Source organism: Streptomyces atratus (assembly GCF_040655115.1).
GTDB classification, from domain to species: domain Bacteria; phylum Actinomycetota; class Actinomycetes; order Streptomycetales; family Streptomycetaceae; genus Streptomyces; species Streptomyces atratus_D.
Genome location: NZ_JBFAJH010000034.1, coordinates 61455 through 84359, shown reverse-complemented (window position 1 = coordinate 84359; position 22905 = coordinate 61455). Strand labels below are relative to the sequence as shown.

At 68.6% G+C, this 22905-nt stretch carries 15 protein-coding genes; all 15 read left to right on the top strand.

Annotated elements, in window-relative coordinates; all coding sequences use genetic code 11:
- The first annotated feature begins 733 nt into the window (after positions 1-733).
- The 15 genes from AB0I23_RS28715 to AB0I23_RS28645 all read left to right on the top strand — a co-directional run bounded on the left by AB0I23_RS28715 (position 734) and on the right by AB0I23_RS28645 (position 22203).
- A complete protein-coding gene (locus AB0I23_RS28715; protein WP_359113536.1) occupies positions 734-1261 on the top strand; it encodes an ATP/GTP-binding protein in 528 nt (175 codons plus the stop codon).
- Between the two features lie 32 nt (positions 1262-1293).
- Positions 1294-1986 (top strand): SAF domain-containing protein, encoded by a 693-nt coding sequence (locus AB0I23_RS28710; protein WP_359113534.1) that lies wholly within the window; start codon positions 1294-1296, stop codon positions 1984-1986.
- A gap of 41 nt (positions 1987-2027) precedes the next feature.
- Positions 2028-2858 (top strand): hypothetical protein, encoded by an 831-nt coding sequence (locus tag AB0I23_RS28705; protein WP_359113532.1) that lies wholly within the window; start codon positions 2028-2030, stop codon positions 2856-2858.
- The gene (locus AB0I23_RS28700; protein ID WP_359113530.1) at positions 2851-4401 is read left to right on the top strand and encodes a CpaF family protein; all 1551 of its coding nucleotides are present in this window, start codon (positions 2851-2853) and stop codon (positions 4399-4401) included. The genes AB0I23_RS28705 and AB0I23_RS28700 overlap by 8 nt, the downstream gene beginning before the upstream one ends.
- Positions 4398-5312 carry a type II secretion system F family protein gene (locus tag AB0I23_RS28695; protein ID WP_359113528.1) on the top strand — a complete coding sequence of 305 codons (915 nt, stop codon included), beginning with the start codon at positions 4398-4400 and terminating at the stop codon, positions 5310-5312. The genes AB0I23_RS28700 and AB0I23_RS28695 overlap by 4 nt, the downstream gene beginning before the upstream one ends.
- Positions 5309-6202, top strand: a complete 894-nt coding sequence (locus AB0I23_RS28690) for a type II secretion system F family protein (RefSeq protein ID WP_359113526.1) — start codon at positions 5309-5311, stop codon at positions 6200-6202. Before AB0I23_RS28695 ends, AB0I23_RS28690 begins: the two co-directional genes overlap by 4 nt.
- A gap of 18 nt (positions 6203-6220) precedes the next feature.
- The gene (locus AB0I23_RS28685; RefSeq protein WP_267010000.1) at positions 6221-6409 is read left to right on the top strand and encodes a hypothetical protein; all 189 of its coding nucleotides are present in this window, start codon (positions 6221-6223) and stop codon (positions 6407-6409) included.
- 35 nt (positions 6410-6444) lie between these two features.
- Positions 6445-6858, top strand: a complete 414-nt coding sequence (locus AB0I23_RS28680) for a TadE/TadG family type IV pilus assembly protein (protein ID WP_359113524.1) — start codon at positions 6445-6447, stop codon at positions 6856-6858.
- Positions 6855-7310, top strand: coding sequence for a TadE family protein (locus AB0I23_RS28675; protein ID WP_330481464.1), 456 nt, complete (start codon positions 6855-6857; stop codon positions 7308-7310). The genes AB0I23_RS28680 and AB0I23_RS28675 overlap by 4 nt, the downstream gene beginning before the upstream one ends.
- 65 nt (positions 7311-7375) lie before the next feature.
- Positions 7376-7762 carry a pilus assembly protein TadG-related protein gene (locus AB0I23_RS28670; protein WP_330481465.1) on the top strand — a complete coding sequence of 129 codons (387 nt, stop codon included), beginning with the start codon at positions 7376-7378 and terminating at the stop codon, positions 7760-7762.
- 8 nt (positions 7763-7770) lie between these two features.
- Positions 7771-11349: a LysM peptidoglycan-binding domain-containing protein gene (locus AB0I23_RS28665; protein ID WP_359113521.1), complete on the top strand. Its 3579-nt coding sequence runs from the start codon at positions 7771-7773 to the stop codon at positions 11347-11349.
- Positions 11350-11380: 31 nt separating this feature from the next.
- Entirely contained in the window at positions 11381-11734 is a 354-nt protein-coding gene (locus tag AB0I23_RS28660; protein WP_330481467.1) for a hypothetical protein, read from the top strand.
- A 757-nt stretch (positions 11735-12491) separates the two neighbouring features.
- Positions 12492-15944, top strand: coding sequence for a helicase-related protein (locus AB0I23_RS28655; RefSeq protein WP_359113519.1), 3453 nt, complete (start codon positions 12492-12494; stop codon positions 15942-15944).
- 5 nt (positions 15945-15949) lie between these two features.
- Entirely contained in the window at positions 15950-18712 is a 2763-nt protein-coding gene (locus AB0I23_RS28650; protein WP_330481469.1) for a DUF1156 domain-containing protein, read from the top strand.
- A 29-nt stretch (positions 18713-18741) separates the two neighbouring features.
- Entirely contained in the window at positions 18742-22203 is a 3462-nt protein-coding gene (locus tag AB0I23_RS28645; RefSeq protein ID WP_359113517.1) for a DUF499 domain-containing protein, read from the top strand.
- Positions 22204-22905: the final 702 nt, after the last annotated feature.

The following is a 22905-nucleotide window of genomic DNA, read 5'->3' as shown; positions in this document are numbered from 1 at the left end:
TGGAAGCGTGAAGAACTCCCATCATCGCAGGTCACAGGGCACTTCCTCGTTTTCGGAGAAGCTATCCACAGGCATCAAGCCGGTGGATCCGGGCTGAAGCAGACGCGAAGAGTACACACGCCCGAAAGCTGATCCACATCGGCGAGGTCTCGGTACGGAACCCGACCGTAACCAAGCTCGACATCGACCGTAAGGTCCCCAACGCCACCCTCTCCAGCTGCCTGGACATCAGCCGCTGGCAGGTCATCAATACCGAAACCAAGAAGCCGGCAGCCCTGCCGACGAACCGGCTCACTCAATTCGTTGTCGTGTCCACGGTGGAACGCTGGCCCGAGGGCTGGAAGGTCATCCGGGACGAGCCGACGGACAAGACATGCTGAGCGGTCGGCGCGCCTTGCCGTGGTTGGTCGCGCTGGCGGCGCTGACGCTGATCACACCCGGCCCGGCCCACGCCGACTCTGCGCCAGGCACGGGCGTAGGACCATGCGGGAAGTGGACGTGCGCTGGCGTACATGTGCCAGGCACGTCCGGATCCAGCAAGCCTGGCAGCGGGGGTGGAAAGGAAACGGGCGGAGGGAGCGGAGGCGGTGAAGAAAGCCGCTGGCACTGCGTCTACCAACTTGCCAAGCCACAACCTCCGGCAGACAGCCTGGACTGGGAGGGCCATAAGCCGGGCGACGGGGCTGTTTACGAAAAGATCTGCTCCTTCGATGAAGACCCGGCGACTTCCAGCATGGCGACAAGGACCATGGTCTGGGCTGCCGCACCTCCTGCGGCTGCAGCTGTCGACCCTGCTGTTCTGGCCCAGGCAGCTGTGGACAAGATGTTGCTGCGAGGCCCGCAGATCGGCATCACCCCCAAGCCTGGCGGCAAGGGCGTGGTCGGGATGCCGGTCTACATGTGGACTGCGAGGGGCGCGGAGACGTATGGCCCGAACACCGCCTCGGCTTCAGCCGGGGGAGTCACCGTCACCGCGACGGCCAGGGTGACCCGGATCGTCTGGCAGATGGGCGACGGGAAGACCATCACCTGCACCACCGCCGGAACCCCATACAAGGCCGAGTACGGAAAGAAGCCCTCTCCGGACTGCGGCTACCGATACAGGCAGCCCTCCTCCACGCAGGAGTCCGGGAAGTACCACGTCACCGCGACATCGACGTGGACGATCGACTGGACGGGCGGCGGCCAGAGTGGCCAGCTCACCGAGATCCGCGACAGTGATGTGGACATCACCGTCGCCGAGGTCCAGGTCCTCAACTAGCGCACCCTGAACTCCGAGAGGCACTTCACCGCATGGAATCCCCCGTTGCCGCGCCGTCGGTGCCGCGCCCGGCCGCCCCGCCCCGCCCCGCGCTCCCTATCACCACCACGGCGCCGGTCAAGCGTGAGCGCCGGTGGTCGGTGGCCGCCCTGTGCATCGTTCTGGCCGCGGTCGCCGGGCTCGGCGCTGCTGCTGCCGTAACGTCCGCGAGCGACCGGACCCGTGTCCTGGCTATCGCTCGAGATGTGCCCGCCGGTCAGGCCCTGACCGACGCTGACCTGACGGTGGCTGAGGTGAGCGCCGACGCCGCTCTTACTCCCGTGCCCGCTGCGAACAAGGCATCCGTTGTCGGTAAGCGGCCCGCCGTGGATCTGCGTAAGGGTGGGCTGCTCACCACCTCGCAGCTGTCCGCAGGCACCGGGCTGGGTGACGACAAGCAGCAGGTCGGCGTGCAAGTCAAGCGGGGCCAGGCCCCGGCCGGCACCCTCGCCCCCGGCGACAAGGTCCTCGCCGTCACCACACCTGCGCAGGGTGAGCAGACAGGCGACCAGGACACTGAGGCGCCACCGTCGACGATCAAGGGTGTCGTCGTGGGCGTGTCCCGCCCGGACGCGTCCGGCACGGTCGTCGTCAACCTCGCCGTCTCGCCGTCCGACGGCCCCCTGCTGGCCACCCGCGCCGCCCAGGGCCACATCGCGCTCGTGCGTGAACCGCGAGGCCAGTGACCATGCCCGTCACCGCGCTTGTCTCCGCGAAATCATCCGGCGTGACCACCACCGCCCTCGCTCTCACGCTCGCCTCGAAGCGCCCCTCGCTGCTCGCCGAGTGCGACCCCGCCGGCGGCACGATCCGGGCCGGCTTTCTGCAGGGTCATGTCGGTGCCGGCTTCGGGCTGTACCACCTGGCCGCCGCCGAGCGCACCGGCTCCGTCGCGCTCGCCAACGCCTTCGCCAGTCACTTGTGGGGCCTGGACGAGGCCGGTCATCGCAAGCTCCTTCCCGGCCTGACCGACCCGGGTCAGGCCGCTGCGCTCGGCCGAACCTGGCCAGCGCTGTCCGAAGTCATGCACGTGATGGCCGACGACGCCGGATACGACGTCTTCGTCGACGCCGGCCGCCTGGCCCTGGAATCCGGGCGCCTACATACCTCCCTGACCCCGGCCCCGCTCCTCCACCAGGCCGACCTGGTCCTCATGGTCGTACGCGGCGCGGAGCACTCCCTCACCCTGGCCCGGCACCTGATCGACCCACTGCGTACCGAGCTGGCCGAACGCGGCTCGGGCCGCGATGCGCTGGGTCTCCTCCTCATCGAGGATGGTCCGTACCGCGCCCACCAGGTCGCCGAGGCGCTCAAGACTCCCGTGCTGGCTGCACTGCCCTGGGATCCGGACACCGCCCACTACTTCGCTCACGGCGGGCGCCCGCCCCGCGGCTACGGGCGCAGCCTGCTCCTGCGCCACGCCCGTACGGCCACCGAGCACCTCGAAGCGACCGCCACCCGGCGCCGGATCCAGCAGCAGTACCCGCCGCGCCCCGCCAACCCTCAACTGGCAGGTGTCCTGCGGCGGCTGACAGAGAGGGGTGGAGCGCGTGGCTGACACTCAGCAGCGCCCCGGCATGAACGGCACCCCGCCGCCGATGGGCCGCGCAGACATCGCCGGTCTGCTCGCTGGGAAGATCGGCCACCGCCGCCCCGACGAGCCGGCACCCGCAGCTCCCGTGCCGGCCCCGGTGCCCGTGCCGGCCGACCCGGCAGCAGTGCCGCGGCTGGCGGGCCTGCCCGGTGAAGTCCCGGTCGGGTGGGACGTCATCGAGGACCTGCAGGCGCTGGTGTCCAAGCAGCTCAGCGTGGAGGACCCCGACAAGCTGCTGGAGGAACCCGACCGCCGGGCCCTGGCCAAGGCCTTGGTGCGCAACGCTGTTGCCGACTGGTCGACCAAGTACGCCCAGGGCAACACCCCGCTGACCGCTCAGCAGGAGACGGCGATCGGCACCGCGGTCTTCGACTCCATGTACCGCGGAGGCCGACTGCAGTCCCTCCTGGACCAGGACGGTGTGGAAGACGTCATGGTCGACGGCCTGCGCGCCCATGTCGAGTACCACGACAAGCCCCGGCAGACGATTGACCGCGTCTCCGACAGCCACGAAGAGCTGATCACCTGGGTCAACCGGATGGCGAGGTTGTCCGGCCACGGTGAACGTGCCCTGACCCAGGCCACCCCCATGGTCGGCTTCCGCATGCCCGACGGCTCCCGCGTCACCGCCTCCCTGCTCACCACCCGCCCGTCGGTCGTCATCCGAAAGCACCGCATCCGCCAGCACGGCATCGCCGAGCTCGTCCAGTGGGGCTCCATCAACCCCCTCCTGGAAGCGTTTCTCACCGCCTGCGTCCACGCCAAGATGAACATCCTGGTCGTCGGCGACATGGGCGCCGGGAAGACGTCCCTGCTGCGTGCGCTGGGCCGGGAGATCCCGCCCGCCGAACGACTGGTCACGCTGGAAACGGACCGCGAGCTCTACCTGGACGAACCGGGCCCCAAGCCCGGCCCCATCACCTACGCCTTCGAAGCACGGCAGTCCAACGGTGAGCGCCACGGCGACAAGCTGGCCGGCGAGGTCACGATCTCCGACATGTTCGCCACCGCGCTGCGGTACAACGCGACCCGCGTCATCGTCGGTGAAGTCCGGTCCACGGAGATCGTGCCGATGCTGCAGGCGATGTCCGCCGGCGGTTCCGGATCCATGTGCACCCTCCACGTCCGCCGGCCGCACGCGATCGTCTCGCGCCTGGTCCAACTGTGCACCGAGGCCGGCATGGCGACCGAAGCTGCCCACCACCTCATCGCCTCCTCCATCGACGTCGTCGTCTACCTCACCTACCTGGACGAGACAGCGATCGGCGGCAAGAAGCACCGCTTCGTCTCGAACATCTACGAGATCCACGACGTCGTCGGCGAGGGCGGCCGGCCCACCACGACCGAGCTGTTCGCCCCGCACGGCGGTGAAGTCCGAGCGGTGTACAAGAACATGCCGACGTTTATCGACGAGCTGGAACGCACCGGCAAGTTCGCCCGGCAATGGCTGACCGAGAACCCGTATGGCTGGTGGGGACCGGCTCTACAGACGGTGGGTGCGCGATGACCACATCCCAACTGGCCCTGGTTGCGGCCTGCTGCGCCGTCCTTACCCTGCTGGCGATCGTCGCCGCGCTCCGCGAGCTCCGCGGCCGCATCCCCGACCCGGTCAAACCCAATTCCCGCATGGCCGACCGTATCCAGCGCGCCAAGTCCGATCTGCCGGAGAAATGGCAGAACCGCTGGCGACACCTGGTCATCACGGCCGCCGTCGCCACCTTGGTGGTCTGGGCCTGGACCGGGTGGCCCGTCCACGGCCTCCTCGCCGGCGCCGCCGTGCTCGGGCTGCCATTCATCCTCAACCCGGGCACCGCCGCAGTGCACCGCATCGAACGCCTCGAAGCACTGGGCCAGTGGCTCAACCACCTCGCCGGCGTCCACACCGCCGGGATCAGCCTGCCGCAGACTATCCGCGCCTCGGCGAAGAACGCCCCAGGTCCGATCGCCGCGAACGTGCAGGCCCTGTCTGAGCGGCTGCGCTCCGGAATGGAGTCCCACGACGCGTTCGCCCTGTTCGCGGACGAGCTCGCCGACGGGGTCTCCGACCACGTGGTGCTGCTCTTCCAGAGCCACGCCGTCTACAAGGGACCCGGCCTCTCCGACGCCCTGGAAGCGCTCGCGGTCACAATCCACCAGCAGGCCGCCGACGCCCGCGACATCGAAGCCGACCGCGCCAAGGTCCGTAAAAGCTCCCGCATGGTCTCGGTGGTCATCTCCATCGTCGTGGTTGGCTGCATGCTCAACGAGGGCTGGTCCGGCTGGTACCAGTCACCGGCCGGACAGATCGTCCTGGCCGTGCTCGGCGTGATGTTTGCCTGGACCCTGTCCTGGCTGCGCCGTATCGCCCGCACCAAGCCCGACCCGCGACTCCTGGACCCGCTGCCCCCGACCCACCTGACCACCGGAGGGGCCGCATGATTCCGATGCAAGCAGTCCTGCCCGCGGCCGCCGCCGGCGCCCTGATCGGCCTGGCCGTGCGCGCAGCGCTGCCCGCCAGGCGCGACCTCGCTTCCGCGCTGGACCGCCTGGACGTCTCCAAGGCCAGAACGCTCCTGCCGTCCGCTGCACCCGCGGCCACCGGTTCGCTTCCCGAGCGGGTCGGCAACCGGCTGCTCGCCGAGTTCGGCGGACGTCTGACTCTGCCGGTCAAAGACCTCGAGCTGCTGCGCATCAGCCCGGCCGCGCACCTGGGCAAGCGGGTGCTGTTCGCGCTGTACGGGCTGCTGCTCCCGCAGCTGATGCAGGCCCTGCTCGCCCTGGCCGGCGCAGGGTTCCCCTTCACGGTGCCCGCGCTGATCTCGCTCGCGCTGGCGGCACTGTTCTGGTTCCTGCCCGGCCGGGAAGTCGCCCGGTCCGCGGCAGCCGCCCGGCTGATCGTCCGCCACGCCGCGGCCTCCTATCTGGAGCGCGTCGCACTGGCGAGGATCGCGAACTCCGGTGCAGCCCAGTCCCTGACCCAGACCGCGGAAGTCGGCGACGGCTGGATCTTCGTCAGGATGCGGCAGGTCTTCCACCAGGCCGACCTCGCCGGCGTCACTGTCTGGGATGCACTCAAGCAGCTCGGTGACGAGCTCGACATTCCTGAACTGACCCGCCCCGCCGACACCTTGGCCCTGGCCGGGGACGGCGCCGCCGTCTACGCCACGTTGCAGGCGCAGGCCCGCCAGCTGCGGATTGCGATGCTGTCCGACGCGAAGGCGCAGGCGAACGAGGCGTCAGCGGCGATGGTCCTGCCCGTCACGTTCGGCGTCGTCCTCATGCTCGTCTTCGTCATGATCCCCCTCACTTTCACCATTCTCGTCAGCTGACCCGGAGGAACAGAAACGATGAACATCGAAGCGCTCACGCTGCTGCTCAAGGCCCACTGGGGACGCCTGAAGACGGCCAGAGACGAAGGCCAGGGCACCACCGAGGTCGCCGTGATCACCGCCGTCGTCATTGTGGTGGCCGCCGGGGTCGCCCTGGCCATCAAGACGAAGGTGGCCGAGAAGGTCGGCATCATCAGCGGCGGCTGAAACAGGACCAGAACGGGGGAGGGGAGGGCAGTGGTGTGAGAACCCAGGAACGTAGCCGTCGGCGAGTGTTCGCCAGGGGGCGCGAGGACCGTGGCTTCGCCAGCGTCGAGTTCGCGGTCCTGGCGTTGGTGGTGCTGGGCCTGGTCTTCACCTGCATCCAGGTCGGCCTGTACTTCCATGCCCGCAAGGTCGCCCAGTCCGCCGCACGCCAAGGAGCCGAGACGGGGCGGGCCTTCGGCTCCAGCGAGGGTGACGGCGTCGCCCAGGCGCAGGCCTTCCTCTCCCGTTTCGGCGGCAGCGTCCGCGGCGCGAGCGTGTCCTCAGCAGGCAGCACCCCCGAGGAGATCCGGATCACCGTGCGCGGCAGCGTCGCCACCCTCGTTCCCGGCCTGAACTTGCACGTCACCCAGTACGCCGACGCCCCCATCGAACGTTGGACAAACCCATGATCGCCCGCACACGACGGCGCCTTACGCGTGCCTTGCGCCGTGACCGGGGCAGCTACGCCGTGGAGACCGCGGTCCTCGCACCCGCGATGATCGCTCTGCTGCTCCTGATGGTGGCCTTCGGCAGGGTGATCGACGCCGACGGCGCCGTGGACTCCGCCGCCCGCGCCGCCGCCCGGGCCGCATCCCTGGAACGCGACGCCGGCAGCGCGCAGAACAAGGCACAGGCCGCGGCCGCGCGCAGTCTGGAGGGCGAGGGCATCACGTGCCGTACCTCCAGCGTGACGGTGGACACCGCGGGCTACTCGCTCGATATCGGGGTCGACGCCAACGTGACGGCAAGCATCGCCTGCACGGCGGACCTGTCCGACATCGGGCTGCCGGGGCTGCCCGGCAGTAAGACGCTCCGGGCTTCGTGGACCAGCCCCATCGATACCTTTAGGGGGCGTCAGTGATCCGGCAACTGTGCCGACGCTTCGTCCTTCGACGCACCCCGGACCAAGAGCGGGACCGGGGCTCGATGTCCATCTTCTTCGCCCTGTCCGCCCTCGCCATCCTCATGGTGATGGGACTGCTCGTGGACGGGGGAGGAGCTCTCAACGCCGGCAACCGGGCCACCTCACTCGCCCAGGAAGCAGCCCGTACCGCAGGCCAGCAGCTCGACCCCGCGCAGGCCATCGAGGGCACCGCCATCACCATCGACCCGGACGCCGCCGTCGGCGCCGCCCAGGACTACCTCGCAGCAGCGAACGTCCAAGGAGACGTGCAGATCACCAACGGCGGACAGACCCTGACCGTCACCGTGCACGACACCTACACCACCCACTTCGCCACATTCGTCGGCATGTCCACGATCAACGTGACCGGCACCGCGCGAGCACATCTGCAGACCCAAGCTGGAGGCTGAGCCGCACCATGGCCCACCGCACCCCTGCCCCGCTGCGCGCCATGGGCGCCCTGCTGCGGGCCCTGCTCGGCCTGGCCCTCCTGGTGGCCCTGGTCGGCGGCGTGCCGTACCTGCTCCTCAAGGTGGGCCACCAGCCGACCGAGCTCGCCGGCGGCTTCGACCTGATGCAACAGGACGACGGATCCCTGTTCCTAGTCGTCCTCACCTGCATCGGCTGGGCGGCCTGGGCCGCGTTCACCTTCTCCGTCCTGGTCGAGATCGTGGCCGTGCTGCGCCGCCGCTCCGCACCTCGCATCAAGGGCCTGGGCGGTCTGCAGTCCTTCGCCGGCTTCCTCGTCGGCGCGATTGTGCTGCTTGCCCCCACCGCAGCGTCGGCAGCCACCATGACGCCCGCGGTCGCGGCGACAGCCGTACACACCGTGGGCGAGACCGGTACGAGCGCGACGCCGAGCGGGAAGGCCTCGGCGGCTGCCGAAGAAGCCGATTGGCCGCGCCACACCGTTTCATCCGCGTCGGAGTTGCCGTGGGACCTGGCTGAGGAGTACCTCGGTGACGGGAAGCGGTGGAAGGACATCGCCGCCCTCAACCCGGAGATCCCCCAACTTGCCGCTGGCGACCAGTACCTGCCCAAGGGTGCGGTCATCAAGCTGCCCGCCGATGCCCGGCCCGTCGCCGCCGCCAGCAGCCCCACCCCGCAACCTGCCAAGACCGCGGCCTCGGACGCTGACCCGGCCGCCACCACCCCGGCCCCGAAGCAGAACCAGGCCGATGCCAAGGAAGAGGCCGACCAGGACGCCGACTCCGCGACGAGTGAAGCCGGCGAGGCCCGTCCCAAGAGCGTCACGGTCAAGGAGGGCGACAGTCTCTGGTCGATCGCCGACACCTACGGCGAACCCACCCGGTGGCCGGACATCTACGAGGCCAACAAGGGCGAGGAAACACCGGGCGGCGGCCGCTTCGAGAACCCGAACCTCATCTACCCGGGCCAGGAACTGAACCTGCCGCAAGCCGGCGAGGCACCGGACGAGCCCGCCCCCTCCGACCAGGGGAGCGACGACCAGAAAGCACCTGACCCCACAGACCAGACTCCGGATCAGACGGATCAGCATCCACACGAGCAGCAGGCGCCACCCACAGCGACGCCGGCGCCCTCGCGTACCCCCGAGCCGTCCGCCGACGGCAACAGCACGCCCGCCCCCGCCCCCACGCCGACGCCGAGCGACGCCGGCCGTGAGCAGACGCCTGCCGCGCAGCAACAAGACGTCAACGAGCAGGCACTCGCACCGGCCGCCCTGTGGATGGGCGCCGGCGCGCTCGCGGCTGCGCTGATCGGCACGCTGGCTACCCGCCGGATCCTTCAGCAGCGCCGCCGCCGACCGGGCCGACGCATCCCCATGCCCCAGGGCCGCGCCGCCGCCACCGAGCAGGGCCTACGCGCCGCGCAACACCCCACCGGCTTCGACCTGCTCGGCACCGCACTGCGCTCCCTCGCCCTGAACCTCGCCTCCACCGAGCGGGAGCTGCCGGTCATCGAGGCGGTCGTCCTGCACGAGTCGAAGGTCGAGCTGCACCTGGCCGAGGACACCGTGCCGATGAAGCCATTTGCCGCCGCGGCCGGCCGCAAGGACCTATGGACCTGCGCCGCGAGCAGCCCGGACCTGGCAGACGAAGAAGCGCTGAAGGACGCGGACGCCCCCTACCCGGCGCTGGTCTCGATCGGCTGGGACGCGGCGGGCCGACTCGTCCTGGTCGACCTCGAGCACGTCGGCATCCTCCACCTGGCCGGCGACACCGAATTCGCCCGACACGTCCTGCAGGCCATCGCCGTGGAGCTCGCCAGCACCCCACTGCCGGGCCACCTGGAAGTCACCGCCCTCGGCGACACGACGCCTGGCCTGGACGACGCGGCACCCGAACGAGTCGCCCGTATCGCCGACATTGCCGCGGCGACTACCGAAATCGCCAGCCACACCGCCGATCAGCGCCGCGCCTTGGCCTCCGTCGGAGCGAACAGTCTGCGGGTTGCCCGGCTCAGCGACGACGCCGGCGGCGCCTGGACCCCGCACATCCTTCTGGCCCAGAAGCTGCCCGACGACGACCACGTCAGGGCGCTCTTCGACACGCTCACCGAGAAGCCCCGAGCAGCCGGCGCCGTCATCACGTCCAGCACCAACCCCGAAACACCGGCCGCGGCGTGGACGCTGGAGTGCCAGAGCCCCGACGCCACGATCGTGCTGCCCGGCTCCAACCTGGCCATCACGCTGCAGGGTCTGAGCGACCCCCACTTCGCCGACGCCATCGAGCTGCTCACCCTGGCCGCCAGTGACAGCGACGTCCCCGCCCCCGACTGGACCAGCACAGACCCGGACGACGACAAGGCCGAAGAAGACGCTCCCCGTGAGGAACCCGGCGAGGACGGCCTGCCCGCGGAGTACGCCGAACTCGAAGAGGAAGCCCTGAGAGAAGACGATGAAACTGGCGCCGGTGAATCCGCAGCAACCGGAGATCCGCAGGCCCGGAACGAGGCACCCGCTCCGGCTCCGACGATCGATCTGATCAAGACGGACACGGACGGGAACACCCAGACCGAGGACGCAGCGCCCGCTGCCGGGCCCTCGCTCGCCGAGGTGCTCGCCGCTGAAGACCGCGCCCCCGCCCCGCGCATCCCGACCGTGCCTTCGCCGGCAAGTGACCACGCCGACGTCGTGCTCGACCTGGCCACTCCCTGCGCAGCTCCTGCTTTGCCGGCCGTCCACGTCACGATCCCCGCACCATCCACGGAGCCTGAGCCGCCCGCACCCCCGCTCAGCGAACCGGCCGCGACAGACGGCCCGGCCGTCCTCGTTCTCGGCCCCATCAGCATTGAGGGCGCCACCGGCCGCATCGACTCCAACCGCGTACGCACCGCCACCGAGCTCGTCACCTACCTCGCGCTCAACTCTGGCGTCGACCACCACGCCATCGACGACGCCCTCTGGCCCGGACAGATCGTCAACAAGACGATGCGTAACGCCGTCATCAGCCGCGCCCGCTCCTGGCTCGGCAAGGACCCCGATGCCAACGCCTACTTCCCGCGTGTCCAGGACACCGGTGACAACCGGTACCGCCTCGGGGCTGCCGTCACCTGCGACTGGACCCGATTCCAGCGCTTCGCCCGCACTGGCCTGTCCCGCCACGACGAAGACGGCGACCTTGCCCTGCGCCGGGCGCTCGCCCTTGTCCGCGGCCGCCCGTTCACCGGCATCGACCCCCAGCGTTACGCGTGGGCGGAACCGGCGATCCAGGAGATGGTCTCGGCGATCGTGGACGTCGCGCACGAACTTTCCAGCCGCCGCTGCGAGGCCGGCGACTACACCGGCGCCCTGTGGTCCGCCCGCCAGGGTCTGCTCGCCGCCGAGGAGAGCGAGATGCTGCACCGGCAAATCTTCCTCGCCCACCACGCCGCCGGCGACATCGACGCCCTGCGTGCAGCCGCCGCGCGGCTCGCACGCATCAACGAGCAACTGGGCGGCGGTGTCGACATGGAAGCACAGACCGCAGAACTCCTGCGCAACCTGCTCCCTCGCACCGTCACCCGGGCCAGGTGAGGGGCGCCGAAACTGGGACTTCACGGTCTCCATGTGCGCCAAGCGCTCCAGCGGCACGGTCTACAGCTACGCCAAGATCTCGTGGGACGGCCCGGTGATGGGCGTCGACGACACCGGCATCTTCAACGCCGCGTACTTCCGGCTGTGGGAAGCGAAGTCGGTCTCGGGCGCGGACCCGGTCGTCAAGTCCGGCAACTACTACGGCATCGAGTCACGGTTGGAGAACTCCACCAGCAACGGCAATTACAACAACAGCTACACGACGCCCACGATCAGCTACAAGACCGGCATCAAGACGTACGGCGACGGACGCCTGATGCTGGAATGGGCGAACGACGGCAAGGGCTACCAGACGCACAATTTCTCTGCGTCGCCTGCTGTCTGACCTGGCATGATGCCCCGGTGGGGGCTCTTTAGGCCAAGGCCGTGAAGTTAGGGCCTGCCGGGAATGGTCGGGGGCTGGGCTGGCCATGGCGGGGGCGCCGTGGTGGGCAGCGGGGATCTGGATGGTACTGGCGACCGCCATCCCGGCCACAGTCCTGCTAATCCAGGTTCTCATCCCGGAAGAATCCGTGCACAAGCTAGATTTGTGGCGCGAGATCCTGCGCCATCTTGAGTGGAGGAGGCCCGACCGACGGGGCGGCCGGCGGAAGCGTGGGTGAACGCCGCCTCGTCGTCTCCGCCCGGGAGCATTCTGCGCAGTCCGGTGGTGATCTGCCGGGCCAGAACGGCTGGTGTCATTAGTGTCTCCCCTGACGACCCGTTAGGCGGGCGTTGCCGGATGGCAGGGGCCAGGAAGGTGGCGAGCGGGAGCGGCAGTTGCTCGGGACCGGGCACGCGCGAGGGCGCACTCGGCGAGCTTCGGTCGGCCTTCAGGTTTCGCTACGGAGCCGGGCGATGGGACTGTGCGCAGCGAAAGGTGACTGCAGCTACATGTGCCCCTATGATGCCGGAAGTGTGATGATCCTATGGATCGTCGATAATCCAATGGAACGTCGGTGTAGGCACGTTAGCGTGCGCACGCGGCTTGAGGGGGGCATGGGATGACCCGCGCCCGTAGCCTCCGCCTCGGGGATTTGGCCCCTGGCTTGGTGGTTGGCGGGGTGGTGCCGGGCGCGGAGGTCACTGTGGTGGCGCTCCAGATGTTTGGGGATTCCGCGGCCCGCCTCACGTACCGGCGTACGGACGGCACCGTCGAAGAGACGATCCTGTACCGCGAGCAGGAAAGTGCACTCATCACGGGCGTTGCCGGGGCTGGCAGCCGCGGATTCGATGCTGACGCTGAGCTGTTCCGTCTCGCCGCGGAGGCGATGCGGATTCGCATGGCTGCCCGCGGCGACGCGATGCTCGCTGTTTCCACAAGTCTGCTCGATCCCCTTCCGCACCAGATACAGGCCGTTTATAACGAGTTGCTGCCCCGTACCCCGCTGCGCTTCCTACTCGCCGACGACCCCGGCGCCGGAAAAACGATCATGGCCGGGCTCTACATCAAAGAACTGGCCCTCCGGGGCGACCTGGAGCGCTGCCTGATCGTCGCCCCCGGCGGTCTCGTTGAGCAGTGGCAGGACGAGCTCCTGGAGAAGTTCGGCCTGGACTTCGCGCTGCTGTCCAAGCAGTTGGTGGACGCTACCGTCGACGCCAACGTCTTCGACAAGTACCCCCGCCTGATCGCCCGCATGGATGCCCTCTCGCGGTCCGAGGAGTTGCAGCGCCGGCTGACTGAGTCCAGCTGGGACCTGGTGGTTGTGGACGAGGCGCACCGCATGAGCGCCCATTACTTCGGTGCGGAGCTGAAGACCACCAAGCGCTACGAGCTCGGCCGCCTCCTCGGCCGGGTCACCCGGCACCTGCTACTCATGACCGCCACCCCGCACGCAGGTAAGGAAGAGGACTTCCAGCTGTTCATGGCCCTGCTCGATGGTGACCGTTTCGCCGGCAAGTACCGCGACGGGGTGCACCAGCACGACGCCTCGGGCTTGATGCGCCGCATGGTCAAGGAGGACCTGCTCACCTTCGACGGCAAGAAACTGTTCCCCGAGCGTCGCGCCTACACCGTCCCCTACGAGCTGTCGCCGGCCGAGCAAGAGCTGTACGAGCAGGTCACCCAGTACGTCCGGGAAGAGATGAACCGCGCCGAGCGGCTCGACGGCCGCCGCGGCAACCAGGTCGGCTTCGCCCTCACGGTGCTCCAGCGCCGCCTGGCCTCCAGCCCCGAGGCCATCTGGAAGTCCCTAGAGCGCCGCCGTCGGCGTCTGGAGGCCAAGCGCGCGGAGCTGCTCGCCGCACGGCAGGCCGCCGACCTGGACGCGGGCAGCAGCCCGAACCAGCCCTTCGGTGACACCGCGCTGAGTGCCCTGGGCGAGGACGACGACGGGCAGACTCTGGACGCCGAGCTCGACGACCTGACCGGCGCGGAGCTGGAAGAGGTGGAGGAACAGGTCGTGGACGCCGCTTCGGCCGCGCTTACCGTGGCCGAGCTGGAGCAGGAGATCAAGCGGCTGTCGGAGCTGGAGCAGTTCGCCTCGGGCGTGCTGGCGCTGGGCGAGGACCGTAAGTGGCGGGAGCTGTCCGGCCTGCTCCAGGACAACCCCCACATGCGCGACGGCGACGACCGCCCACGCAAGCTCATCGTGTTCACCGAGCACCGCGACACCCTGGAGTACCTGGCGCGCAGGGTCCGCGCCCTCATCGGCCGCGCCGACGCGGTAGTGGCCATCCACGGCGGCACCCCCCGGGAGCAGCGGCGCACGATCCGCGACCGGTTCAACCAGGACCCGGACGTGCGCGTGCTCCTGGCCACCGACGCAGCCGGCGAAGGCCTGAACCTGCAGCGCGCCCACCTCATGGTCAACTACGACCTGCCGTGGAACCCCAACCGCATCGAGCAGCGCTTCGGCCGCATCCACCGGATCGGCCAGACGGAGGTCTGCCACCTGTGGAACCTGGTCGCCGACAACACCCGGGAGGGCCAGGTCTTCCAGCGTCTGCTGGAGAAGATCGAGCAGCAGAGCAAGGCCTACGACGGCAAGGTCTACAACGTCCTCGGGGAGATCTTCGACGGGGAACCGCTGCGCGAGCTGCTCATGCGCGCCATCCGCTACGGCGACCAGCCCGAGGTCAAGGCCCAGCTCGATGAGGTCATCGACGCCCGGGTCGGCGAACGCGCCGTCGAGCTGATCAAGGGACTGGCGCTCGACGCCCAGGTCATGGGCCTGGAAGACGTCGACGCAATCCGCCTGCGGATGGAAGAGGCCCAGGCCCGCCGCCTGCACCCCCACTACGTGCAGGCGTTCTTCCGCGACGCCTTCGATCGCACCGGGGGCCGGCTGATGCCCCGTGAGGCCAGCCGCTTCGAGATCACCCACATACCCGCCGCGCTGCGCGACCCCGGCCGCTTCACCGGTCTCGGCGGCACCGTGCAGCGCAAATACGAGCGGGTCTGTTTCGACCGCGGCCGCATCAACATGCCCGGCAAGCCCCGCGCCGACCTCATCGCCCCCGGCCACCCGCTCTTCGACGCCGTCCTCGACCAGGTCATCGCTCACCACGCCGACCTGCTCAGCCGCGGCACAGTGCTCGTCGACGCATCCGACCCGGGCGAGCAGCCCCGACTGCTGGTGGCCCTGGCCCAGGAGGTCCTCGACGGGCACCGCCGCATCGCCGACCGGGCCTTCGCCTTTACCGAGCTGCTGCCCGACGGCACCGCGAGGAACGCAGGACCCGCGCCGTACCTGGACTACCGCCCCCCGACCCCGGCCGAGGCAAAAGCCGCCGAAGCACTGCTCGACCATGCCTGGCTGCGCGACGGCGGAGAAGCCCCCGCCCTGGACTGGGCTGTACGCGAGGCGCTGCCCGAGCACCTGCGCCAGGTACGCGACCGCCTCCTACCCGCCGTGGCACGTACCCGGGCCCAGGTCGAACAACGACTCAAGCACGAGATCAACTACTGGCACGCCCAGGCCGGGAAACTGGAGCAGAACCTCGCCGACGGCAAACGCGTGCGCCACCGCCCCGAGAAGGCCCGCAGCTGGGCCGAGGAACTGGAACACCGGCGCACCAAGCGCCTGGAGGAACTGGACAAGGACGCCACCCTCCAACCCCGGCCACCCGTCGTCGCCGGCTGCGCCCTGGTGGTACCGGTCGGCTGGCTCGCAAAGGCCTTGGGCGCCGCCGGTGGCGGCGACCTGGCGCCGATGCGGGCGAGTGACGGCTACGAAACCGACCGGCGGGCCATCGCCGCGATACTCCAGGCCGAAAAGGAACTCGGGCGCATCCCCGAGGAGATGGCACACAACAACCCCGGCTACGACATCCGCTCGCTGACCCAGGACGGCCACCTCATCCACATCGAGGTCAAAGGCCGCCGAGCTGGCGCGCAGGACTTCTATGTCAGCCGCAACGAGGTGCTCGTGGCCAAGAACCGCGGCGAACACCACCGGCTCGCGATCGTGGCCGTCCACCCCGACGGCCCCGAGCACGACGAACTGCGCTACCTGGTCGACGCCTTCACCGAAACCGAATTCGGCGACCTAAAGACCGAAGGCATCGTCCTGAACTGGCAGGACGCCTGGAACAAGGGAGGGGCTCCACTGTGAGTGCCGTGAATGAGGACAACGCGACACCGCAACGGCGGAAGCTCATCGAGGTAGCCCTGCCCCTGGAGGCCATCAGCAAGGCCAGTAAGGCGGACAAGGACCGCAAGGTCGGAACTCTGAAGAACATCCACAAGTGGTTCGCCCCCATGCCCACCCCGGCGTGGCGTGCCCTGTTGTTCGCGGCCATCGTGGACGATCCAGTGGACGATGAGAAGCGCGGTCAGATGCTCCACATCATCGAGGGCCTTGTACCTGCCGATGGCACCGCACCAACGGCGGAGGCGCTGAAGAGGGCGCGAGCGGTACTGGACGAGCAGGAGCATGAGCTGCCAACGGTCCTCGATCCATTCTGCGGCGGCGGCTCGACGCTCGTGGAGGCCCAGCGACTCGGCTTCCCCACTCTCGCGAGCGACCTGAACCCGGTTCCCGCCCTGGTCACCCGCGTGGAAACTCAGCTCATACCTGCAGTGTTGGGCAAGCCCGCAGTGTCGAGCCTGGACCAGGGTATCTCCGGCGTCGCCGACGACCCGATGGCCGGACTGCTCTCCGACGTGCATCACTACGCACGCTTGGTGGAGGAGAAGGTCAAGCAGCAGGTCGGAGGTCTGTATGAGTCCGTAGAGGGCGGAGACGTCGTTGCCTGGCTGTGGGCGCGGACCGTTCCGTGTGCCAATCCCGCCTGCGGCATACCAATCCCGCTGTACAGCTCGCCGTGGCTGAGCAAGCAGAAGGGCCGTGTGGCTTGGCTACGGCCGATTGTCGATGGAACCCGCGTGCGTTTCCAGATTGGCGAAGGCGAAACCAAGGAAGTTCCGAAGGCCACCAAACGCGCTGGCAGAGGCGGCAAGTTCACCTGCCTGGCGTGCGGGACCGACGTCGAGGAGAAATACATCCGCAAAGCGGGCATCGACGGCCGCTTGAGTCTGCAGATGCTGGCCGTGGCCGTGGATGATGGATCGGGGCGACGGTTCATCCCCGAACCGCAGCGTTCAGCGGCGGCTGAGATACCTGCGCCGACCGAGATTCCAGAGTTGGAGTTTCCAGGAAACACAAGGGACTTCAAAACGCCGCTGTACGGTCTCCGGCGTCAGGCTGACATCTACACAGCTCGGCAACTCCACACGCTCGGGGCCTTCGCCGACGCGGTCGCCAAGGTGCCGGAATGGGTCACTCGCGCCGGCGGCGACGCTGATCAGGCCGCGGCGATCGCCTCGATACTAGCTATCAGTGTGAGCAAGCTCGCGCTGGCGAACTCGTCCCAGACACGTTGGAAGCTCGATTCAAAGACCGGCACCACCAAAATCCAGCCAGGATTTGGACGCCAGGCCATCCCCATGCTTTGGGACTTTGCCGAAGTCAATCCCTTCAGCGGTGTCGGCGGAAGCTGGGCGGGCCAGATCAGCGCGGTCCTCGGCGGCCTCAAGGCTCTGCCCCGCGAAGCCCAGCCCGCCCTCGCCGTACAAGCCGACGCCCGCAAGGCCGGTTCCCTCCTGCCACCTGGCAGCGCCCTCGTCGCTACCGACCCTCCGTACTTCGCCCAGATCAACTACGCAGACCTTAGTGACTACTTCTACGTCTGGCTGCGACGTGCCGCGAGCCAGATACACCCGGACCTGTTCGGCACCATGGCCACGCCGAAGACCGAAGAGCTGATAGCCAACCCGCACCGCCACGGCGGGCCCGAGAATGCACGCCAATACTTCATCGACGGCTTCGTGGAAGTCTTCTCCTCCTTGAAGCAGGCATCGCGCCCCGACCTCCCCCTCGTGGTGATCTACGCACACCGCCAAGAGGAGACCAAGGACGGCGAGTTGTCTTCCTCCGCCTGGGATGCACTCCTCGAAGCCATGGTGGCCGCAGGGATCGGTGTCGTGGGCACCTGGCCGCTGCACGCGACCAACAGCACCCGCCAGATCGGCCAAGGCGCGAACGCACTCGCCTCCTACATCGTGATGGTCTGCCGTCCCCGAGCAGAGAACGCTGCATCGACCGACCGCCGCAGCTTCCTCTCTGCCTTGCGCCGGGAGCTGCCAGATGCGCTCAAACCACTTCGGCAGAGCTCCATCCCTGCCGTGGACCTGGCCCAGGCTGCGATCGGCCCGGGCATGGCGATCTTCTCCCGCTACGCGAAAGTCACGGAACCGGATGGCACCCCCATGCGGGTGCGGACCGCCCTCTCGGTGATCAACGAGGTCCTCGGCGAAGTGCTCTCCGAACAGGAGGGCGACTTCGACACGGACACCCGTTGGTGCATCAAGTGGTTCGAACAGCGGCAATGGGAACAGGGTCCCTTTGGCGAGGCGGAACTTCTCGCCAACGCACTCAACACTTCCGTTTCCGGCTTGGAAGACGCTGGCGTGGTCAAAGCCCGTGCCAACAAGGCCGAGCTCCTCAAGCCCGAGACGATGCCCACCTCCTACGACCCCGAGATCGACCACCGCAGCTCAGTCTGGGAGGTGACCATGCACCTGTCGCGCGTGCTCGACGGCAAGGGCACCAGCTCCGGCATCGATGCGGCTGGAGAGCTGCTCGCTCGTGCCCGTACCAGGGTCGACGACGACGCGGTCAAGGAGCTTGCCTACCTCCTCTACAGCATCTGCGAACGCAACGGCTGGTCGGAGAGCGGGCGCCGGTTCAACAACCTCGTCAGTTCCTGGCCCGACCTGCAGATCGCGGGGCGTGCGGCGGAGAAGCGAGGCGGCATAGCTTCTCCGTCGCAGCTGTCCTTCCGCAGCAGCAGTGACGACGAAGAGGGCCAGTTGTTCTGACGACCGCCGCAAGGCGAGGGGAGGGGCACGTGCAGAACGACGACACCGCGCACGGCGGCACACCGGACGCGACGGACAGGACAGGCAGGACAGCAAACACCATGGCACTGAGCAACCGCGACCGGATCGGCCGGATGATTGAACTGCTCCCGCAGGGGCTGCTCCCGCTCGTAGAGCGGGAGATGGCCCGGCGGCAGGGCGAGCGCTGGTTCGACGACGCTGTCGCGACGGCCCGAGAAGGCGGCTTCAGCCTGGCCTCCAAGCAGGATCCGCAGTTCCTCCTGCAGACCATGATGCGGAACTGGGCCTCCTACTTCCGCCACGTCCTGCCGCCGGCCGCCCGTAACTACGTCGGCGAGTTGAACGACACCCGCAACAAGTGGGCGCACAACGAGCCCTTCAACTCCGACGACTCCGGCCGCGCCCTGGACACCGCCGAGCGGCTGCTGACCGCGGTCGGCGCCCACAAGGACCTCATCGAGCAGGTGCGCCGCTCCCGCCTGGAGCACCAGCGCGCCGTGATCGAGGCGGAGACCAAGCGCGCCACCCGCGAGGCCGCCGCTGCCCCGGCCGTGGCGGCGGAGGGCCTCAAGCCTTGGCGCTCCGTCCTCACGCCGCACGAGGACGTTGCCCGGGGTGACTTCAACGCCTCCGAGTTCGCCGCCAACCTCGCCCAGGTCGCCCAGGGTGATGGCGCCCCGGAGTACACCGACCCGGTCGAGTTTTTCCAGCGCACCTACCTCACCGAAGGTCTACGCGAGCTTCTCGGCAAGTCGATACGCCGCATATCCGGCGATGACAACGCCCCGCCGACGTTCAACCTGCAGACCAACTTCGGCGGCGGCAAGACCCACTCGATGCTGGCCCTCTACCACCTGTTCGCCCCGGGTGTGCAGCCGCAGCAGCTGCCACAGGAGATGCACGAGCTGATCGCCGGAACTGCCTCGGGCCTGCCGAAGGAGCCGGTGCGTCGCGTGGTCCTGGTCGGCACCTACATCAGTCCGGGGCAGCCGGATGTCAAGGCTGACGGCACGCGGGTCAACACCCTGTGGGGCGAGCTGGCCTGGCAGCTCGGCGGGCGCACCGGGTACGACATCGTCGCCGAGGCCGACCACACCGGAACCAATCCGGGCGCGGCCCTCCACGACCTCATCGCCGCGTACGCCCCGTGCCTGATCCTCATCGACGAGTGGGTCGCCTACGCCCGCCAGCTCTTCGACGCCGAAGGGCTGCCCGGGGGGTCGTTCGAGACCCACTTCACCTTCGCGCAGACCCTCACCGAGGTCGTGGAGGCCGTCTCGGGGGCGCAGCTGATCGTCTCCATCCCGGCTTCCGACGACGGCACCGTCGCCGCTGACGAGAACGAGGTGGGCGGGCCGGCCGGCCAGCAGGCCCTGGACCGGCTGCAGCGCGTCATCCACCGCAAGGCCGAGCCGTGGCGTCCCGCGAAGGCCGATGAGTCCTTCGAGATCGTCCGCCGGCGCTTGTTCGAGTCGCCGAGCGGTGGCGCGCAGGCCGAGATCAACAAGGTGGCGCGGCTGTTCACCCAGTTCTATGCCGGGCAGAAGGCGGACTTCCCCTCCGGTGTGGACGGCACCGAGTACGAGAACCGCCTGAAGTCCACGTACCCGATCCACCCCGAGCTGTTCGCCCGGCTGTATGAGGACTGGTCCACCCTCGAGCGGTTCCAGCGCACCCGCGGCGTGCTGCGGCTGATGAGCGCCGTCATCCACGCACTGTGGCGGGACGGCAACCAGAGCGCGATGATCATGCCGGGCGACATCCCGCTCAACGACCAGCGCGTGGCCGGCGAGCTGACCCACTACCTCGAGGACCGCTGGAAGCCCATCCTGGACACCGATGTGGACGGCGTGAACTCCACCCCGCTCCAGATCGACCAGGAGAAGACCTTCCTCGGGGAGCGCGCCATGACCCGGCGCATCGCCCGCACACTGTTCATGGGCTCGGCCGCCACGCTGAAGGCCGCGACGAAGGGCCTGGACGAGCCGCACGTCCGCCTCGGGATGGCCATGCCCGGCGACAGCATGGGCAACTTCCGCACCGCCCTGAACACCCTGGCCGACCGGTCCACGTACCTCTACTCCGAGGGGGAGCGCTACTGGTACGACACCCAGGCCAGCGTCTCGCGGATCGCCAAGGACGAGGCGGACCGGCTGGTTGAGCGCCCCGAGGACGTCTGGGCCGAACTCGTCCGCCGCCTGGCGCCCGTCCAGCGCCGCACCGGCAACTTCTCCGGGGTCCACGTGGCCCCGCAGCACACCGCAGACATCCCCGACACCGACGAGGTCCGGCTGGTGGTGCTGCACCCGCAGCACCACCACACCAAGAACAAGGACGACAGCCCGGCGATGCTCTTCGCCGCCGAGGCGCTGAACTCCCGCGGCCCGTCGCAGCGCGCGCACCGGAACATGCTGGTCTTCCTCGCCCCCGACAAAAAGCGGCTCGACGAACTGATGGAGGCCGCCCGCGAGTACATCGGCTGGCACAAGGTCCTGGACCGCGCCGACGAACTCGACCTCAACCCCAGCCAGCGCCGCCAGGCCGAAAGCCGCATCAAGGGAGCAGACGAGAAGGTTCAACTGCGCATCGCCGAGACCTACCACTGGGCGCTCGTACCCGAGCAGCGCGAGGACCCGGCGCGTCCCGTGCAGTGGGAGGCCATCAAGGTCGAGACCGGAAAACCGGACCTGGCCGTGCGCACCGGGGAGCGGCTCAAGCGCGAGGCCCTGCTGTGGCTGCAGCAGGCCCCCGCACTGCTGCACCAGAAGCTGACCGGACCGCTCGCCTCCATCTGGCAGCGCGACGGCCACATCAGCGTCGGTCAGCTGTGGGAGCTGCACACCCGCTACCCCTACATGAACCGCCTACGGGACCGTCCGGTACTCGACCAGGGCATCGAAGACGTGCTGCACATGATCGGCTGGGAGACCGAAGGCTTCGCCCTGGCCACCGGCTACGACCAGACCGCCACCCGATACGAGGGACTGGTACTGCCCGGCGGCGACACTCGCTTCGGACAGATCACCAACTCCACCCTCCTGGTCCGGCCCGACACCGCGATCCGGCAACGACAGACGGATACAGACACCGCGGCCGCAGCCGCGGTACCAGCACAGCGGGCCAGCCAGGACACCGAGACGCCCGCACGTACCCTCGCGGCCGAGACCACCTCGGGACTCGGAGTGCTGCTCCCGGCCGGGACCGACCAGGAGCAGCCCAGACAGCACCTCACCATCCCACGCAACACCCGCTTCTACGCCCGCGCAGTGCTCACCCCCGAGCAGTACAGCAAGAACGCCAGCAAGTACGCCATCGAGATCCTCCCCCACCTCGACCTTGTCGACTCCGAGGTCGAAATCACCGTAGAGATCCACGCAAAGCGGCCCGAAGGTTTTGGCGACGACAAGGTACGCATCCTTACCGAGAACGCCAACACCCTGAAACTGGAGGCAGAGTTCGAATCCGAATAGGACTCCGCGGGCTCCGTAAAAAGCGACCTCCGCAGGAGGCCACCTGCAGCCCAGCCCCGCGCCCCGGCAGCGGAACTGTCGGCGCCTGGCGTGTTGGGTCACTCATTCGACTGGCCGACACCACGCTCGTAGCGGTCGGGCCACGGGCAGTGGCCGGCCAGAGTCGTCCGCTCCCGGTCGTCCTGGCCGGGCACGAGACGTCCCGCAGCCGCCCACCGGCGCGCCAGCGCTTCGAAGATCGGCGCGTCCACCGGGCACCGAACCGTTTCGCCACCGTGCAATGCGAACGGCACCCACCGTGCCGTCATCGTTGTCATGCACGCCTAACGCCCACCCGCCCCGTAAGTCACCCCGCCGGACACCCACGGGCCCGTTAACCATGCGTTGACCGCCTTGCTCCCGCCCTCCATCGCTGTTTCGAGGTGGATTACCTCACCGCCGAACACGCGAAAATCTATGTCGGCCGGAGTAGACATTGGGTGTTGGTGTGGTTATGGTTTCTCTCGTAGCCGAGATCAGCAAGGCCCGGCAGAGACGAACTGCCGGGCAGCAGTACACGCAGTTGCAGTGCGCAGGACGGTGCGGTGGTGGAGTTTCGAAGCCAGAGCGGTTGCAGGACGGCGACGGGACTGACGACCGGACCGGGTGGCCCGCAGTGATCAGGGGCCGCCGTGAGCAGTACGCAGTGGCAGTACCCGTAAG

Excerpts from the sequence above, each read along its gene's own strand:
- AB0I23_RS28685 (WP_267010000.1), top strand. The coding sequence starts at position 6,221 with ATGAACATCGAAGCGCTCACGCTGCTGCTCAAGGCCCACTGGGGACGC.
- AB0I23_RS28655 (WP_359113519.1), top strand. The coding sequence starts at position 12,492 with ATGTTTGGGGATTCCGCGGCCCGCCTCACGTACCGGCGTACGGACGGC.
- AB0I23_RS28675 (WP_330481464.1), top strand. The coding sequence starts at position 6,855 with ATGATCGCCCGCACACGACGGCGCCTTACGCGTGCCTTGCGCCGTGAC.
- AB0I23_RS28710 (WP_359113534.1), top strand. The coding sequence starts at position 1,294 with ATGGAATCCCCCGTTGCCGCGCCGTCGGTGCCGCGCCCGGCCGCCCCG.
- AB0I23_RS28715 (WP_359113536.1), top strand. The coding sequence starts at position 734 with ATGGCGACAAGGACCATGGTCTGGGCTGCCGCACCTCCTGCGGCTGCA.
- AB0I23_RS28670 (WP_330481465.1), top strand. The coding sequence starts at position 7,376 with ATGTCCATCTTCTTCGCCCTGTCCGCCCTCGCCATCCTCATGGTGATG.
- AB0I23_RS28690 (WP_359113526.1), top strand. The coding sequence starts at position 5,309 with ATGATTCCGATGCAAGCAGTCCTGCCCGCGGCCGCCGCCGGCGCCCTG.
- AB0I23_RS28665 (WP_359113521.1), top strand. The coding sequence starts at position 7,771 with ATGGCCCACCGCACCCCTGCCCCGCTGCGCGCCATGGGCGCCCTGCTG.
- AB0I23_RS28660 (WP_330481467.1), top strand. The coding sequence starts at position 11,381 with ATGTGCGCCAAGCGCTCCAGCGGCACGGTCTACAGCTACGCCAAGATC.
- AB0I23_RS28695 (WP_359113528.1), top strand. The coding sequence starts at position 4,398 with ATGACCACATCCCAACTGGCCCTGGTTGCGGCCTGCTGCGCCGTCCTT.